The organism is Nodosilinea sp. LEGE 07298 (assembly GCF_015207265.1).
In the GTDB taxonomy this organism is placed as follows: domain Bacteria; phylum Cyanobacteriota; class Cyanobacteriia; order Phormidesmidales; family Phormidesmidaceae; genus Nodosilinea.
The window spans coordinates 1-16,625 of the sequence record NZ_JADEXE010000149.1; the positions used below are offsets into that span (position 1 = coordinate 1).

Sequence of the window (16,625 nt, forward strand, 5' to 3'; positions counted from 1 at the left end):
GGGTTCGAGGCCGAATCTACTGGGGGTGCTTCAGAAAGTGCTTCAGGCTGGGCTTCAGAGAAGTAGGCTTCAGCGGGTGAGACGGGGGCCTCTGCCGACGGTGATTCTGAGGCTACCTGGCCGCTCTGGCCTGCACCCAGCGGGTTCCATAGGGCCAAAAACAGCATCAGCAGGCCCAAAGCTATGGCGGTGAGCACGCCGTCGGAGAGCTGGCGCTGGAGGTCGGGAGGCAGCTGCGATCGCACCCACCGCAAGCCCTTCTTCCATAGCGTCACACCGTCGGCCAGCAACAGCAGCAGTTGATCAACCACACCCAGCTCCTTTGGTTGGTAGGGAATTCCGGTATCGGCCCAAACATCTTCGGCTGGGGCAATGGCGCGCGCGTTTTGGTTGCTGGTAGCCGCATTAGGTTGCCGTCCTCGGTCAATGTAGGTGGGTTGCGGCTCGGGGGTCGGCACCGGCAGCGGATCTTCGACGTCTTGCAGGTCGCTGTCGGTCCAGGGTGTGGCATCGGGGGTGTAGGGGCGATCGGTCTCCTGGCCGGAGGCGTCAGCAGAGCCATTGGGGGAGGCGTCAGGGGCAGAATCAGGGGAGAATCGATAGACAACGACCGAATCGAGCGAATCATCGCGGCTGGCTAGATCCTCCGCTCCGTTGGCGGCGATGAAAGGAGAAGGCTCAACATCTCCCCTCGTATCAACACCTCCCTCAACCGCCTCGTCGCTGAGGTTGGGCTGGGGTGCAGTCAGTTCGTCCCTCAAATCTGCTTCACCACCCTTGCGCGGGGGCGGAACAGGAGGAATTTCGGGGGGATAGTTAGGATCTTGGGGTCTCATGGGTTACCGACCTGGCCACGATTGCCGATACGCTGCGGAACAGCCCCTGGGGGCCTATCCCTCTCAATACTGCCACGTTTCCTCAAAATCTTAGGGTAGAACTCTGAGACCAGCCTCTGGTGCAGAATTCTGGTGCCGATATTCAAAGACGTCGCGTTCAAGCGGGCTGGGTAGAACTCTGGTGCAGAATCAGGCGATTGCCGTCGGGGTCGTAGGCGTAGACCTCGCGCCCATGGGAGGCGTTCAGCACAGGGCCAGGGGGCGGATAGCCGAGATCGGTAAAGTGCGCGATCGCGGCCTCCAAATCCACTACCTCCAGACACAGACTCATCGCCCCGCTGGTAGGCCCATTAAAGCGATCGGCTTGGTCAAGTTTGGGCCTAAAAATCGCCAGCCTTAGCCCCGGCAGCCCAAACTCGGCATAGCGATCGAGCTGGTAGGGCTGGGCCACCTGCCCCAGCAGGGCACTGTAAAAAGAGACCAGATCTTCAAACCGCTCACTGGCCAGGGTAATAAAGGCGCTGGTGCAATCCAAAGATCCAGTCGTCAAAGCACTATCCACCACTGTGCGATCGATTCATGAAAGGTGAGATGGTGCGCAATGCCCACCCTACGCTGCCCTAGAAAATACTGGATCCACTACCCATCCACCCATCCACTCATCCACCCATCTACCCATCCACTCCTAATCCAACTCCCACTCCGACGCATACTGCAACATCAGCGGCGGCAGATGCAGTTCTTTAGGGGTTTTGCAGCGGGCCTCGAAGATCGCCAGAATATCTTTCACCCCAGGGTTGCCCTTGCTATTGCCGGTAATGCCGCTGGCAATAACCACGGCGCAGGCTCCGTTACAGTCGCGTTGCCACTGGTTCCAGCGCTCTAGCAGGTGGCGATCGGCGCTGCCGTTGGTTTCGTACTCGGCAAACAGGTGCAGTTCGCTGTCGCCAGTTTGCAGCAGGCCCAGCTCAAAGGCTTCGCCGCTAAAGGGGTCGCTGCCGGGGTTAAAGCACACGGCCTGCACACCCTGGGCCTGCTGCAGCTGCTGAATCAGGATCTTGGCCTTGGGCCGCGAGGTTTGAATCAATACCACCGGCAGATCAGGGGAGCTAGCAGCAACTCCGCTGAGGGCTTTTTGCGGCTCTTGTTGCTGAAACGTTACTGTCGGGTCGTGGCGCAGGTCATTAATCATCCGCCGCTGAAACTGGGTGAGAATGATAATGGCCCCTTCGGGCACGTAATCGTCGCGCAGGACCGGAAAATTGACCAAGCCGGTGGGGCCACTGACCTCGTCTAAGGCCTCATCGGTTTCGGCCACCAGTTCTTCGGTGACCTCGGGCAGGGTTTGAACGGTCACCTTCAGCGGCGACGCGCTGCCGCTTTTTTGCGGGTTAGGAATTTTGTAGCTGCTCTTGAGGGCTTTGAGGGGGGGCTTTTCAAGCTGGGCGCGGTAGCGGGTCACAAAGCGACCAATGGCCTCCATTGCCACTAAAAAGGTGGCCCCTTCTTCGTCGGCAAGCTGGCTACGCATGCCCTCTAGGGGGTGAATGCTGCCAAAGTCGGGCTGCACGGCCTCGGGGGCTGTCCCCAGCCAGCCAGCGGGCTGAAAGCCGTTGTCAAAAGGTTCGTCGTCAAACAGCTCAAAGTTGAGAAACAGGCAGTCCTGCTCTAAGAAGGCCTCTTGCATTTGCTTGGGCGACTGCTGCCCCATCAGCACCCGCTGGCGAAACTGCTTCAGCGAGTCGAGCGATCGGTACATCAGCAGACCGTACTCTACGCCCCCCATGCCCAACATCGAGACATAGAGGGTGTCGATATCCCAGGCGTTGAGTTCAACCGCCAGCACCTGCTGCTCGTTCAGGGTGTTCCAGGGGGCCAGTTCCCATATTTCCATGGCCTTGTCGATCATAGCCTCGGCGTAGCGAGCCGGTAGCTCGGCCTCGGTCATCTCGGCTGACTGCTGCAGAGCATTGAACAGCTCGTCGATTAGAGGCAGCTCGGGAGCGTAATCGATCGCAATATCTAATCCCTGTAGGGCACCACGCAGGTAAAACTGAATTTCGCGATCGCTGACCACAATCTTTTGGGGTCGGGCTGGGGGTAAGTTGCCCTGGGGGGTCTCGATCGCCTGCAGCAGGGTGCGCACCACGGGTTCGTAGCCGCAGGTGGTGGGCACAATGGTCAGCCCCCGCACCGCGCCGTGGCTGCTGTCGACCCAAAGAATACAGTCGCTGGTTTCGGTGTGGCGCTGCCTAAGGCCGCCATCGTCATCCATTAACCCGCCCACCAAACGGCGATCGCCCTCCCACACGCTAGCTACGCGAGGCAGCCGCTTCAGGCGATCTAGGGTGATGCGATTCAGTCGGGTCATGGGCTAAGAGTAACAATGTCGTAGTTAGACCAGAGTAGTAGAAACGGCGAGTCGTTGCTGGCTGACTCTAGGGTGCTGGCAGACTTTAGGGGCGGATCTGGAGTCGCCTAGCCAAGTTTAATCGCCAAACGCTCCCATTGGTCGAGGGCCTTTGGGCGATCGCAGGCTCAAGATGGCACTACTTAGCCCAGCTACACAGGCAAGATGCCCATCCTACCCTTGATAAATCCACTTAGATCGCCATGGCCTGGCAACGCTCCAATGGCTGCTATAAACTATAAAAATTCTTGGCGGCAGCGACTCAGCCTAGAATACGAAAGTGTTAGATTTCAAAACAATTTAAGCCGCCTTGCTCTGGTCAGGGGTAAGTCTGTTTATCATTGAAAGTATGTTGTCGTACTAAACAAGGTTGCAATGGCTCAAGCCACTGAACAAACCCAAGGAATCTTAATGTCTGAGACGGCCCTTCGGCACGTCAAGGCACTCCAGCAGCAGCAGGGCGGCAAAGAGCTTTGCCTGAGAGTGGGCGTGCGCCAGGGAGGCTGTTCCGGCATGTCTTACACCATGGATTTTGAAGACCCAACCAATATCAACGAGCACGACGAAGTCTACGACTACGACGGCTTTCGGGTTATCTGCGACAAAAAGAGCCTGCTTTACCTCTATGGCCTTATGCTCGACTACAGCGATGCGCTGATTGGCGGCGGTTTTCAATTCACCAACCCCAATGCTGTGCAAACCTGCGGCTGCGGCAAATCCTTCGGGGCCTAGATTAAGAGATAGACCATGACTCAAACCGTAGAAACCCTGTTTGACCAGGGTATTGAACGCTATAAGGCGGGCGAAGACCCGGCTGAGCTAATTCCGGTGTTCAAAGAAGTGTGCGATCGCGCCCCCAAGAGCAGTGCCGCCTGGGCTTGTTTGGCCTGGCTCTATCTGCTCACCGACAAACCCAACCCTGGCCTCAAAGCCGCCCAAAAAGCCGTCAAGCTCAACCCCCAAGACCCCCAAGGGCGAGTGAATTTGGCGGTAGCCATGCTCGATGCCGGTAAACCCGGCGTGCGCGAGCATGTAGAAATTGCCGGTCAGGTGATGTCTGTCGCTGATGACCTGCGCACCGAAGTCATGCAGAGCATCGACGATGGTCTCACCCGCAAGCCCGACTGGAAGAGTCTGGCGCGGGTGAAACAGTGGCTAACCTAGTTCATCGCTAGGCTATCTAGCAAATCGAGTCTAGATCTGGCCGCTTACAACTGGTCCCATTGGAACACCAGGTACGAATCCACCAGGGCCGCTTAGAGCTTGGACAACTTCTGCGGCTCTAGCCTCTGGTGCTGAGTTTGGGAAAATGTTGAACAGCGGAGTGCTGTCGCCTCCACAGGCACGAGCACCTGAGAACTGCATAGGTACTAGGCAGATGGTTGCTCCTCCCCGATTGGCAAATGTCTGGTAGGTAATGCCAAAGCCCGGACGTGCTGTAGCGGCTAGGGTATTTAACTGCAGCATGGCCTGAAGACAACGGGAAGCCCCATCTGCCATTGTGCCGTCTGACTGCGCAACGTTACCGAAAACAGCGATGGTCCGCTGAGTTGGAAACGTTGCTAGACCCAAGTTAGGGCTAGCGATTAACGCATTGGGACTGCCGGGGAAAACCTCTTGTCCTGAGCCGGGATTACTACAGGCAAAGGTTAAACCTGCGAACTGTGCTTGCGCTTCTTGATTAAAGCTATCCAACGCTAGGCTAGGGCCAATCATGGCTATCGCTAGAAGTAGAGCGTTTCCAAACTGATTAAATTTCATAGGTTGACTCGCTTGCGTCTTAGTTAAATAACTCAAGAGTAAAGAGTTGAATCTCTTGGTAGAAGCTTTCGACGCTTTGCAAGCCCCCTCAGGACAGTTTAAAGAGCGGCACTAGCAGTTGTCACGAATTCATAACAACCGCTAGAACCATACTGGTTAAGGTTAGGCCTACTGCCCGTACCAGTCCTGCCGCCACTGATTCATTTGATCGATCTCGGCCTGCTGGGAAGCGATGATTTCGTCAGCTAAGGTTTGCAGTTCGGGGCGAGTGCTCTTGACCTTCAAATCCTCCGCCATCATCACCGCCCCCTCGTGGTGAGGAATCATGCCGTCGATAAAGCGCTGGTCAAACTCGCCGTCGGCCCCGCCCAGGTCCACATCCATGCGCATCGCGGCAATCATCTCCTTGCTCATGGGCATGTCGTGGCTCATTTCAGCGTGGTACATCATGGGCACGGTAGGGGCATCGGGGTACCAAGCCGCTCGCCACTCCTGCATTTGAGCAATTTCGACCTGCTGGGCCGCGATAATGTTTTCGGCCAATTGGCGAATTTCAGGCCGTTGAGAATGGGCCAGGGCCGCTTCAGCCATCACCAGCGCTCCCTCGTGGTGAGGAATCATGCCGTCGATAAACCGCAGATCGTAGGTGGCATCGGCGGGGCCAAGATCCATGTTGTGGCCCACGTGCAGGCTGTCGCCATCAGCCACGTCTCCGGCTAAATGACCTTCGTGCATGGCTTCCATAGTGCTGCTACCGCAAGCCGCCAGAGGCACCAGGGTAGCAAGGGCAAGAACCGTAGCTAGAGACCGATTGAAGCGCATTGTCAGTATCCAAACCGCGTTACCCATCTAGGGTACACACTCCAGTGGGCTAGAGCGTCAAGCGATGCGATCGCTCTAGCCAATCAGATTTAGGTAGCTAGGCTGGTTCAAATTTAGGATGGGTTAGCGGTAGCGTAAACCCATCCGGGCGCTGGGTTTTGTTCCTCAACCGCAACCTACACGGTCTCATATTTGATTGGGTCTTCCTACTTAGCGGCTAGCGCTGACAGACGCTATCTGAAGACCACACACGCTTTCAGCCCCAAAGGTTGCCGTATCGCGTTAAAAAACCGGCGATATAGCCATAGTCACGTTGGTTAGGACATCCAGAAACCCTATGAACGTTCAAACGTTTGAACGTTCATAGGAGACCTGTCTTAACCAGACTGGCCACAGCTATACACCTCCATAAAGCCCTTCCATACTGAAGCATCCTTCATCGCAATCGGCCTCAAGGATCCATACCATTCGCGGAATAAACTCTAACCAAGATTTAGTTAATGTTTTGTTACGAGTGTGAGAGGAGCAATCGCACTGTACTGTAAATTTTGTTAACAAAGCTGAACCTTGTTTATTTCAAATTGTGTCACCTGATCGCCCTAAATCCTTATCTGGCAAGGTTTTCTGATACAAACATGAAAGACATCATTGATTTTGCTTTCGTTACGAAATATTTCCCGTACAATCCCTAGAGTTAGCCTTTGGTGCGCCTCAGTCAGTGCTGCTGATCCTGCGCTCACGGCCTTTCACTAACCCAGCTTTAGCCGCGAAAGGAGTTTTACTGCATGTTCACCCACGTCAAGCCCACTGTGCGCCACATTGCCCCTGACACTCTCAACGGGCGGCGTCTGGTTAAGGTGGTCTATGTGGTTCTAGAGCCTCAATACCAGAGCTCTTTGTCCTCGGCCATCCGTTCGATTAATACCAGCAATCCTCATGTGGCCTTCGAAGTCAACGGCTACCTGATCGAAGAACTGCGCGACGCCAACAACTACGCGGCGTTTAAGCAGGATGTCGCCGAGGCCAATGTCTTCATCGCCTCGCTGATTTTTATCGAAGATTTGGCTGACAAGGTGGTTGAGGCGGTCGCCCCCGTGCGCGACCAGCTTGACGTGGCCGTCTGCTTCCCCTCCATGCCCCAGGTGATGCGCCTGAACAAAATGGGCAGCTTCTCGATGGCGCAGCTGGGCCAATCGAAGAGCATGATTGGCTCATTCATGAAAAAGCGTAAGGAGAAGTCGGGTGCCGGCTTCCAAGACGCCATGCTAAAGCTGCTGCGCACCCTGCCTACGGTGCTCAAGTACCTGCCGGTCGAAAAAGCCCAGGATGCCCGCAACTTTATGCTCAGCTTCCAGTACTGGCTGGGTGGGTCGCCCGAAAACCTGGAAAACTTCTTTTTGATGCTGGCCGATCGCTACGTGATCACCGACAAGCAGATTGAGGGTGCGCCCCAAACCGAAAGCCTAGACTACGAAGAGCCGGTTACCTACCCCGACATGGGTATCTGGCACCCGATGGCCCCCACCATGTTTGAGGACATCAAAGAATACCTTAACTGGCACGGCTCCCGCCGCGATATTTCTGAGGATCTAAAAGATCCCCTGGCCCCCACCATTGGCCTGGTGCTACAGCGCACCCACCTGGTCACGGGCGACGAGGCCCACTACGTCGCCATGGTGCAGGAGTTTGAGTACCTGGGCGCGAAGGTGATTCCCGTATTTGCGGGCGGCCTAGATTTCTCAAAGCCCGTCGATGCCTACTTCTTTGACCCGGTCGATAACACCAAAACCATCGTCGACGCCGTGGTTTCGCTCACCGGCTTTGCCCTCGTCGGTGGCCCGGCCCGCCAAGATCACCCCAAGGCGATCGAAACCCTGAAGCGGCTCAACCGCCCCTACATGGTGGCCCTGCCCCTGGTATTTCAAACCACCGAAGAGTGGGAAGACAGTGATCTGGGCCTGCACCCCATTCAGGTGGCATTGCAAATGGCAATTCCTGAGCTGGATGGGGCGATCGAGCCGATCGTGCTCTCGGGCCGCGATGGATTGACCGGGCGCGCCATTTCCCTGCAAGACCGGATTGAGTCGATCACCCAGCGAGCGATGAAGTGGGCCAACCTGCGCCGCAAGCCCAAGCTCGATAAAAAGCTGGCCATCACCGTGTTCAGCTTTCCCCCGGACAAGGGCAACGTGGGCACCGCCGCCTACCTAGACGTGTTCGGCTCTATCTATAAAGTGCTGGAAGCGATGAAGCTAAACGGCTACGACGTGCAGGATCTGCCCGAGTCGCCGGAGGCTTTGCTCCAAGAAGTCATCCACGACGCCCAGGCCCAGTACAGCAGCCCTGAACTCAATGTTGCCTATCGCATGCCGGTGCGCGAGTACCAGGCGCTCACCCCCTATGCCGAGCGGCTCGAAGAAAACTGGGGGCCACCGCCGGGCAACCTGAATACCGACGGCGAGAATATGCTGGTCTACGGCAAAGCTTTTGGCAACGTGTTTATTGGTGTGCAGCCTACCTTTGGCTACGAGGGCGACCCGATGCGGCTGCTGTTTTCGCGCTCTGCCAGCCCCCACCACGGATTTGCCGCCTACTACACCTTTTTAAACAAAATCTGGGGCGCTGATGCGGTGCTGCACTTTGGTACCCACGGGTCGCTAGAGTTCATGCCCGGTAAGCAGATGGGCATGTCGGGCACCTGCTACCCCGACAACCTGATCGGCAGCATCCCCAACCTCTACTACTACGCGGCGAATAACCCCTCCGAGGCCACGATCGCCAAACGCCGAGGCTACGCCGAAACCATCAGCTACCTGACGCCCCCAGCCGAAAACGCGGGTCTATACAAGGGGCTGAAGGAACTCAGCGAGCTGATCGGTTCCTACCAAGGCAACAAAGAGAGCGGTCGGGCTGTGCAGATCGTCAACGCCATCATCGAGACGGCGCGGATTTGCAACCTGGATCGGGATGTGGTGCTGCCCGAAGGCGACTCCGGAGAGCTTTCCAACGACGAACGCGACAACTTGGTAGGCAAAATCTACATCAAGTTGATGGAGATCGAGTCGCGCCTGCTGCCCTGCGGTCTGCACGTGGTGGGCAAGCCACCTACGGCAGAAGAGGCGATCGCAACGCTAGTCAACATCGGCAGCCTCGATCGCGAAGAAGACGGCATCAAGAGCCTGCAGCGGATTATCGCCGAGAGCATTGGCCGGGATATTGATGACATTTACGGAAATAGCGATCGCGGTCACCTCGCCGACGTGCAGCTGCTCTACAACATCAACCAGGGGGTGCGGGCCGCCGTTGCCGCCCTCGTCCACGAGCAGATTGACGCTGAAGGTCGGGTGTCTAAGGTGTCGCGGCTCAACTTCTTCAACATTGGCCGCAAAGAGCCCTGGATCAAGTCTCTCCACGAGGCAGGCTACACCAAGGTTGACGGCGAAGCCGTTAAACCCCTAATGGAGTACCTGGAGTTTTGCCTGGAGCAGGTCTGCGCCGACAACGAGCTGGGTGCCCTGCTGCAAGCCCTGGAAGGAGAATACCTGCTCCCCGGCCCTGGCGGCGACCCAATTCGCAACCCCGACGTGCTGCCCACCGGCAAAAACATCCACGCCCTCGATCCCCAGTCCATCCCCACGATCGCTGCGGTACAGTCGGCCAAAATCGTGGTCGATCGCCTGCTAGAGCGGCAGCGCCAGGAAAACAACGGGGCCTACCCCGAAACCATTGCCACCGTGCTGTGGGGCACCGATAACATCAAAACCTATGGCGAATCTCTGGCCCAAATGATGTGGTTCGTCGGTGTCAAGCCCCTGCCCGACTCCCTGGGCCGGGTCAACAAGCTAGAGTTAATTCCCCTCGAAGAGCTGGGTCGGCCCCGTGTCGATATTGTCGTCAACTGCTCTGGGGTCTTCCGCGATCTGTTCATCAACCAAATGGCCCTGCTCGATCGCGCCGTCAAAATGGCCGCCGAAGCCGACGAGCCCCTGGAGATGAACTTCGTTCGCAAGCACGCCCTAGAGCAGGCGGCAGAAATGGGTCTTTCGGTACGCGAAGCCGCTACCCGCATCTTCTCCAACGCCTCCGGCTCCTACTCGTCAAACATCAACCTGGCGGTGGAGAACAGCACCTGGGAGAACGAGGCCGAACTACAGGAGATGTACCTAAAGCGCAAGTCCTTTGCCTTCAACTCCGACAACCCCGGTGTTATGGACAGCAGCCGAGGTCTGTTTGAGTCGGCCTTGAAGACGGCAGATGCTACCTTCCAAAATCTCGATTCGTCGGAGATTTCTCTCACCGATGTGTCACACTACTTCGACTCCGACCCCACCAAGCTGGTGGCCAGTCTGCGCGAAGACGGCAAGGCTCCGGCGTCCTACATTGCCGACACCACCACTGCTAACGCCCAGGTGCGCACTCTATCTGAAACGGTGCGACTCGACGCCCGCACCAAAATGCTCAACCCCAAGTGGTACGAGGGCATGCTCTCCCACGGCTACGAAGGGGTTCGTGAGCTTTCTAAGCGCCTGGTCAACACGATGGGCTGGTCGGCCACCGCTGGCGCAGTGGACAACTGGGTCTACGAAGACGTGAACACCACCTTCATTCAAGACCCAGAAATGTGCAAGCGCCTGATGGATCTCAACCCCAACTCCTTCCGCCGTATGGTGTCGACCCTGCTGGAAGTGAACGGGCGCGGCTACTGGGAAACCAGCGACGAAAACCTGGAGAAGTTGCAAGAGCTTTACCAAGAAGTCGAAGACCGCATTGAGGGAGTGGAGTAGGACTTCGGATAAGAGTTAAATTAGAGGGGTAGGCCGAAGCCTGCCCCTCTTTGTTATAAGTGGACTATCAAAGGAAACTTAAACCCATCTACCTTCCAGACCGTTGAAAGTAGCACTTGTCTTGACAACAGTCCGGACAGTTTTAGCAATGAAGCCACAAGGCTTAAAGGACGGTTACCTTAGCAATCGCCCATCAAACGTTGGGGTGTAGGTCTCTATCCAGCAGTCTCCGTTATGCTTCTCTGACGAATTTCATTGACGAGCTTGGCTGCGGCCTCACCGGATTTGAGATGTTCAGCTAGAACCTGCTGGGCAGCATTTAGGGTTTGATCGGCCCGCATTTGAGTTAGATCAGCCCTTAAACCCTGACCGACGTAGAACTTTATTAGCCCCTCTAGGGACATATCTTTTTTGGCTGCGATCGCCCGCAGCTCTACCAAGGTATCAGCAAGTATCTTTACCGTCACCACCTCAAAAGGGCGAACATTGATCTCTAACTCAAAAGTTTCATTAGGACTGTTCATATAGGTATCGCTCAGAACGAGTAGCTATCCGTGCTGAAATAATGCGTGTTTTGCTTCCTCTTTCAACATAAACTGCAAGCAATAACCTGGGAACCAGCGAGTAGCCTAAGATGTTGATTTCTGCTTTATCCTCGTCCTATTCAAACTCAAGACCCTCAATGCGGTAGGTTACATTCATTTGATCAAATCATAGCTAAAAGCGCTAGTCATCGGCCTTGACTAAACCTTGCGCTTGAGCACCACTAGGGTGATGTCGTCATAGATGGTGTGCTCGCCGATGTGGGCATGTACATCGGCGATGATGGCGGCGATAATGGCGGCGGCTGGCTGGGTCGAATGCTGCTGCGCCACCTCAATTAAGCGGTCTAGGCCGTAGAATCTGCGATCGCAATTTTCGGCCTCAGTAATGCCGTCGGTGTAGAGCAGCAGGGTGTCGTCTATGCCCAAGTTGAGGCGATGCTGGGCGATAAATGCTGAAATATCCTCTACTAGGCCCACTTGATAACCGAGGTCAAGGGTGTCGATGCGCTCGACGGTACCGCTGGCGCGCACCACAATCACCTCCTCATGCTGTCCGCTAATGGAAAGCCTGCCGTCCTGGTAGTCGATTAGCGCCAGCGACAGGTTGCGCAAGGAACCCATGCGCAGGCGGTTTTGGTACATTACCTGGTTAAGCGCGTTAAAGGAGACGACCGGGTCGGTCACATCTAAGGCCCGCAGCATGCGCACCGCTGTCTGAGCCATAATCATCAGCACGCCGCTTTCGAGGCCGTGGCCGGTCACATCGCCAATGCCAATGGTGATTAGATGGCTGCTATCTTGCAGAATGTCGTAGTAGTCGCCCCCGATTTCCTCGGCAGATTCCATAAATCCAGCAACATCCAGGTGGGCGATCGCGGCCAGTTCCTCAGTCTTAGGTAAAATCATTTGCTGAAGCTGACGAGCGACGCTCAGCTCGGCGCTCATGCGGCTGTTATCAGACTCTAGAGCCTGATTGAGGCTAATAATTTCGGCATTGGCGGCGGTGAGCGCGGCCTCGGCCTGCTGCCGCTGGGCCACTTCCTGGCGCAGCTGGGTCATGGTTTCTTCTAAACGGCGCGACTGCTGCTCTAGCTCCCAGCTGTACTGCACGCAGCGCGAGACTTCCCCCAGCATTTCGACCACCACACCGGCAGCGGCGAAGGATTCGGCTTCGACCCCCAGCCAGGGCAGCGGCTGAATGCGCTCTGGGCTAGAGTAAACAATGCGAAACTGGCCGTCGGCCTGAACCTGGCCAATGTGGCATTCTTTTTGCAGGTGGTGGTTGGGTTCGCAGCACACCTCGCCGCTGGGCGATCGCCAGCACTGCCCGTAGGCCTCCGCTCGCACCGCTTCACTAGCCACCGTCTGGGCCTGCTCCACCGCCTGCCGCCACAGGTAAACCTGCGTATAAGCAGTCTGAATGGGGTCGCTAGCGACGCAATTGGCTCCATAGCGCTGCTTGAACTCAGCTACAAATCGCTGGTTGACAGGTGTATCTAAACTTTGAAAATAGCTCCAGCAGGCGTAGTGCCCAACAGCCGCCGAGCCAATAAGCTGTAGCTCAGCCTCGGCCACACTCATGGCCATAATAGGCATCTGTTCGGGGGTAAGCCCTGCCGCCTGAAATTGCCGGTAAAAGGCCAAATTGCTGTCGCCGTTGAGGGTGCTGAACACCACATCGGGTCGCAGGCGCAGCAAATCTTGAACAATGGCCCCAAACTCGGTCGCACCCAGGGGCATATAGGCTTCCCCGGCTAGATCGCCCTGATGGTAGTGCAGCTGACCTTTGAGAATTTTGTTGGTTACCCGAGGAAACACATAGTCGCCCCCCAGCAGGTACATGCGCCGTTTGCCCTGGGCTAGCAGCCACTTTAGGGCAGGCTCTACCTGTTGGTTGGGGCAAGAGCCCGAGTAAAATACCCAGGGCGACTGCTCTAGCCCTTCGTATTGCAAGGGGTACCACAGCAGCACCCGGTGAGCTTCAAATATAGGCAGCATGGCCTTGCGGCTGAGCGATGTCCAGCAGCCAAATACTGTAGCCACCTGGTCGACTTCAATTAGTGCCTGAGCCATCGCCGCAAACTGCTCTGGGTTTGAGCCCCCGTCCCGAATTACAGGTTCTAGGGGACGGCCCAGCACGCCACCAGTCTGGTTGATTTCTGCGATCGCCATTAGCGCGGCATCGACCAGGGGTGCTTCGCTGAGGGCCATGGTGCCGGTCAGTGAGTGCAGCACGCCAATGCGAATGGGCTCAGAACAGGAGAAGAGCGGCATGAGTTTCAGGCGATCGGGGGGCTTCTATTTAATTGCCCACCACTGACTCAACTCTGACCGCTTCATCCTCTGCGGCTACCGGAGGCTCTGGAACCACGGGTTCCTGGTGGCTGAAAAGCAGCTCACCATCCTGTAAATCGACCACAATGGTAGCTCCCTGGGCAAAGGTGGTCTCTAGGATTTTGGTGGCGATCGGGTTTTCGAGCAGTCGCTGAATCGCTCGCTTGAGGGGGCGCGCCCCATATACCGGGTCATAGCCGCTTTGAGCAATGAAGTCGATGGCCGGGTCGGCAATCTCCAGGCCGATGGTCTGGCTAGCCAGGCGGCGCTGCACCCGGCGAATTTGCAGTGCGACAATTTTGCGCAGCTCGCTCTTGCGCAGCGAGTGGAAGAGGATTAAATCGTCGACACGGTTGAGAAACTCAGGGCGAAACGCCTTTTGCAGCACTTTGAGCACCTGGGTGCGCATTTCGTCGTAGCGATCGTCATCGCCTGCCAGCTCCAGAATGTGGTCGCTGCCCAGGTTGCTGGTCATGATCACCACAGTATTGCGGAAATCGACTCGGTGGCCCTGGGAGTCGGTAATGCGGCCATCTTCGAGCACCTGAAGCATGATATTGAACACGTCGGGGTGGGCTTTTTCGACCTCGTCGAGCAGCACTACCGAGTAGGGGTGACGACGCACCGCCTCCGAGAGCTGGCCGCCGTCTTCGTAGCCCACGTAGCCGGGAGGTGCCCCCACCAGGCGCGATACGGCATTTTTCTCCATGTACTCTGACATGTCGATGCGGATTAGCGCGTCTTCGGTGTCAAACAAAAACTCGGCCAGGGCGCGGGCCAGCTCGGTTTTGCCCACCCCAGTCGGCCCCATAAATAGAAAAGATCCCAGGGGGCGACCCTGATCGTTCATACCGGCACGGGCGCGGCGAATCGCGGCGGCGACGGCCTCCACAGCTTCGTTTTGACCAATCACGCGCTCGTGCAGGTGCCCTTCGAGCTGGAGCAGCTTTTGTCGCTCCGACTCCATTAGTCGGTTGACCGGAATGCCTGTCCACTTGGCGACAATTTCGGCAATGTCGGCCTCGGTCACCTGCTCACGCAGCAGGGTGGTGCCCTTGGCCTGCACTTCGATTAGCTGGGCTTCTAGATCTTCGCGATCGCGCTGAATGGCCTCCAGCCTGCCGTACTTGAGCTGGGCGGCTTTGTTGAGGTCGTAGGCGCGCTCAGCCTGCTGAATCTGAAGGCGAATCTGGTCTTCTTCTTCTTTCAGGGCGTTGATGGCATCGAGGGCCTGCTTTTCGCCCTGCCACTGGTCGTTAAGCTCCTGCTGCTTGGCCTGAAGCTCAGTAATTTCTTGCTCAATACGGCCCAACCGTGCCCGCGACGCTGGGGTGGCGGCCCCGTTCTCGGCTTCTAAAGAGAGCTTTTCCATCTCTAGCTGCATCAGGCGGCGATCAATGCTCTCTAGCTCCTCGGGTTTGGAGGTAATTTCCATCTTGAGCTTGGCGGCGGCTTCATCGACTAGGTCGATGGCTTTGTCGGGCAAAAAGCGATCGGAAATGTAGCGGTCAGAGAGCACCGCCGCCGCCACCAGAGCGCTATCGGCAATATCGACACCGTGGTACGACTCGTACCGCTTTTTCAACCCCCGCAAAATGGAGATGGTGTCTTCGGCACTGGGTTGGCCTACGTAGACCTGCTGAAAGCGGCGCTCCAGGGCGGCGTCTTTCTCGATGTGCTTGCGGTACTCATCTAGGGTGGTGGCACCGATGCAGCGCAGCTCGCCACGGGCCAGCATGGGCTTGAGCAGGTTGCTGGCATCCATGGTGCCCTGCCCCGCTCCGGCCCCCACTACCGTGTGCAGCTCGTCGATGAACAGCACAATCTGCCCGGCAGAGTCGGTCACTTCGCGCAGCACCAGCCGCAGTCGCTCTTCAAACTCGCCGCGAAACTTGGCTCCGGCAATTAGCCCGCCAATATCGAGCGAAATTAGGGTGCGCCCCTTCAGCGATTCGGGCACTTCGCCATTGATAATGCGCTGGGCCAGGGCTTCGGCGATCGCGGTCTTGCCCACCCCCGGTTCACCAATTACCACTGGGTTATTCTTGGTGCGCCGCGACAGCACCTGAATCACCCGACGAATTTCGTCGTCGCGACCAATCACCGGGTCGAGCTTGCCGTCACGGGCAAGCTGGGTGAGGTCAATGCCAAATTTTTCCAGCGCTTCGTACTGCGACTCGGGGTTTTGGTCGGTAACCTTTTGGCTACCCCGCACCGCCTGCACCGCTGCCATCAGTTCTGGGCCTTCTATATTAAAGCCGCGCAGCAGCCGTCGGCCAATCCGCTCGTCTTCCTGAAAGCCCAGCAGCAGGTGCTCGACGGAGATAAATTTGTCTTTGAGGGTTTCTCGCGCTGCTTCAGCCTGGTCAAGCATGCGATCGAGGCTTTGGCCCAGGTACAGGTTGCTATCGAGACCAGGGCGTACGCGGGCCTGGCGCTTAGCAAAGGTCTCTAGCTCATCGAGCAGCAGATCGCAGTCAAGATTTGCTTTAGCGATAATTTTGTGGGCCAGCCCGTCTTCTTCCTGGTCGAGCATGGCGATGATGACATGCTCGACCTCCATATATTGGTGTTTGCAGCGGCGGGCCACATCCTGGGCTTCAACAATGGCGTCCCAGGCTTTGGCGGTAAACTTATCGGGATCGGTTGGCTGCATAATCTCCGTGGGCGGGCCGACGTGCGCTTTGCTTTTTGTAACGGTTGGACGTTCAGTATATCAGTTGGGCGCTGGGGCTGCGGTCATAGCGCTTGAGTAGAGCATAGGCTGCCCACCAGCTGCAAACGGTCAGCTATCCAACACTATCCCTCGTGAACCCCAAGGGGCACCGGTAATGTTGCTATTACCTGGGCCTATATAAATGATAGGACTGGATAACTGATCTGGTTGGAGCCAACGGGCTGCGATCGCTAGTCAGGGCGAGGTAACGGATCAAACACTACAGTATCGAACGCCACAGCATCGAATGGCGGCTGGCAAAAGGGTACTGGTTTCTTAAGGTAATATCCTACCCCTGTTAAGGTGAACGTTTGTTCTCCTTTTGCTTGAGGAGCCGAGCGGTGGCAACATGGGGATGCTTCGGATTAAACGGCTCCTTTTTAGCAGGTTTTTTGGGACCTCTGGGAGAGGACGAAA

10 protein-coding genes are annotated in these 16,625 nt (G+C 56.8%); 3 read left to right on the forward strand and 7 right to left on the reverse strand.

The annotated features are described in order from the left end of the window. From IQ273_RS19280 to IQ273_RS19290, 3 genes are all read right to left on the reverse strand, one after another. Positions 1–836 (reverse strand): hypothetical protein (locus IQ273_RS19280; protein WP_194024791.1); only part of this gene is annotated, 836 nt, incomplete at its 3' end. Between the two features lie 157 nt (positions 837–993). Beyond that, on the reverse strand, positions 994–1,386 hold the full coding sequence (locus tag IQ273_RS19285; RefSeq protein ID WP_228053400.1) for a VOC family protein: 393 nt from the start codon (positions 1,384–1,386) through the stop codon (positions 994–996). Between the two features lie 135 nt (positions 1,387–1,521). After that, positions 1,522–3,207: a DUF6930 domain-containing protein gene (locus IQ273_RS19290; protein ID WP_194024792.1), complete on the reverse strand. Its 1,686-nt coding sequence runs from the start codon at positions 3,205–3,207 to the stop codon at positions 1,522–1,524. Between the two features lie 414 nt (positions 3,208–3,621). Between IQ273_RS19290 and IQ273_RS19295 the strand changes: the two genes are divergently transcribed. Both IQ273_RS19295 and IQ273_RS19300 read left to right on the forward strand, forming a co-directional pair. Further along, the gene (locus IQ273_RS19295) at positions 3,622–3,978 is read left to right on the forward strand and encodes an iron-sulfur cluster assembly accessory protein (RefSeq protein WP_194024793.1); all 357 of its coding nucleotides are present in this window, start codon (positions 3,622–3,624) and stop codon (positions 3,976–3,978) included. Positions 3,979–3,993: 15 nt separating this feature from the next. Then, on the forward strand, positions 3,994–4,410 hold the full coding sequence (locus IQ273_RS19300) for a M48 family metallopeptidase (RefSeq protein ID WP_194024794.1): 417 nt from the start codon (positions 3,994–3,996) through the stop codon (positions 4,408–4,410). A gap of 765 nt (positions 4,411–5,175) precedes the next feature. Here IQ273_RS19300 and IQ273_RS19310 read toward each other — a convergent pair. Further along, the gene (locus IQ273_RS19310) at positions 5,176–5,829 is read right to left on the reverse strand and encodes a DUF305 domain-containing protein (RefSeq protein ID WP_194024796.1); all 654 of its coding nucleotides are present in this window, start codon (positions 5,827–5,829) and stop codon (positions 5,176–5,178) included. A gap of 785 nt (positions 5,830–6,614) precedes the next feature. Between IQ273_RS19310 and IQ273_RS19315 the strand changes: the two genes are divergently transcribed. Then, on the forward strand, positions 6,615–10,613 hold the full coding sequence (locus IQ273_RS19315; RefSeq protein WP_194024797.1) for a magnesium chelatase subunit H: 3,999 nt from the start codon (positions 6,615–6,617) through the stop codon (positions 10,611–10,613). A gap of 215 nt (positions 10,614–10,828) precedes the next feature. Here the strand turns inward: IQ273_RS19315 and IQ273_RS19320 are convergent, their stop codons facing one another. The 3 genes from IQ273_RS19320 to clpB all read right to left on the reverse strand — a co-directional run bounded on the left by IQ273_RS19320 (position 10,829) and on the right by clpB (position 16,148). Next, a complete protein-coding gene (locus IQ273_RS19320) occupies positions 10,829–11,137 on the reverse strand; it encodes a hypothetical protein (protein ID WP_194024798.1) in 309 nt (102 codons plus the stop codon). Positions 11,138–11,356: 219 nt separating this feature from the next. Next, entirely contained in the window at positions 11,357–13,432 is a 2,076-nt protein-coding gene (locus IQ273_RS19330; protein WP_194024799.1) for a transporter substrate-binding protein, read from the reverse strand. Positions 13,433–13,460: 28 nt separating this feature from the next. Beyond that, a complete protein-coding gene (gene clpB, locus IQ273_RS19335) occupies positions 13,461–16,148 on the reverse strand; it encodes an ATP-dependent chaperone ClpB (protein WP_194024800.1) in 2,688 nt (895 codons plus the stop codon). Between the last annotated feature and the right edge of the window lie 477 nt (positions 16,149–16,625).

What these genes read in the sequence shown, in the direction of transcription:
- IQ273_RS19310 (WP_194024796.1), bottom strand. Translation starts at nt 5,829, where the DNA reads ATGCGCTTCAATCGGTCTCTAGCTACGGTTCTTGCCCTTGCTACCCTG.
- IQ273_RS19330 (WP_194024799.1), bottom strand. Translation starts at nt 13,432, where the DNA reads ATGCCGCTCTTCTCCTGTTCTGAGCCCATTCGCATTGGCGTGCTGCAC.
- IQ273_RS19300 (WP_194024794.1), top strand. Translation starts at nt 3,994, where the DNA reads ATGACTCAAACCGTAGAAACCCTGTTTGACCAGGGTATTGAACGCTAT.
- IQ273_RS19295 (WP_194024793.1), top strand. Translation starts at nt 3,622, where the DNA reads ATGGCTCAAGCCACTGAACAAACCCAAGGAATCTTAATGTCTGAGACG.
- IQ273_RS19315 (WP_194024797.1), top strand. Translation starts at nt 6,615, where the DNA reads ATGTTCACCCACGTCAAGCCCACTGTGCGCCACATTGCCCCTGACACT.
- clpB (WP_194024800.1), bottom strand. Translation starts at nt 16,148, where the DNA reads ATGCAGCCAACCGATCCCGATAAGTTTACCGCCAAAGCCTGGGACGCC.
- IQ273_RS19290 (WP_194024792.1), bottom strand. Translation starts at nt 3,207, where the DNA reads ATGACCCGACTGAATCGCATCACCCTAGATCGCCTGAAGCGGCTGCCT.
- IQ273_RS19320 (WP_194024798.1), bottom strand. Translation starts at nt 11,137, where the DNA reads ATGAACAGTCCTAATGAAACTTTTGAGTTAGAGATCAATGTTCGCCCT.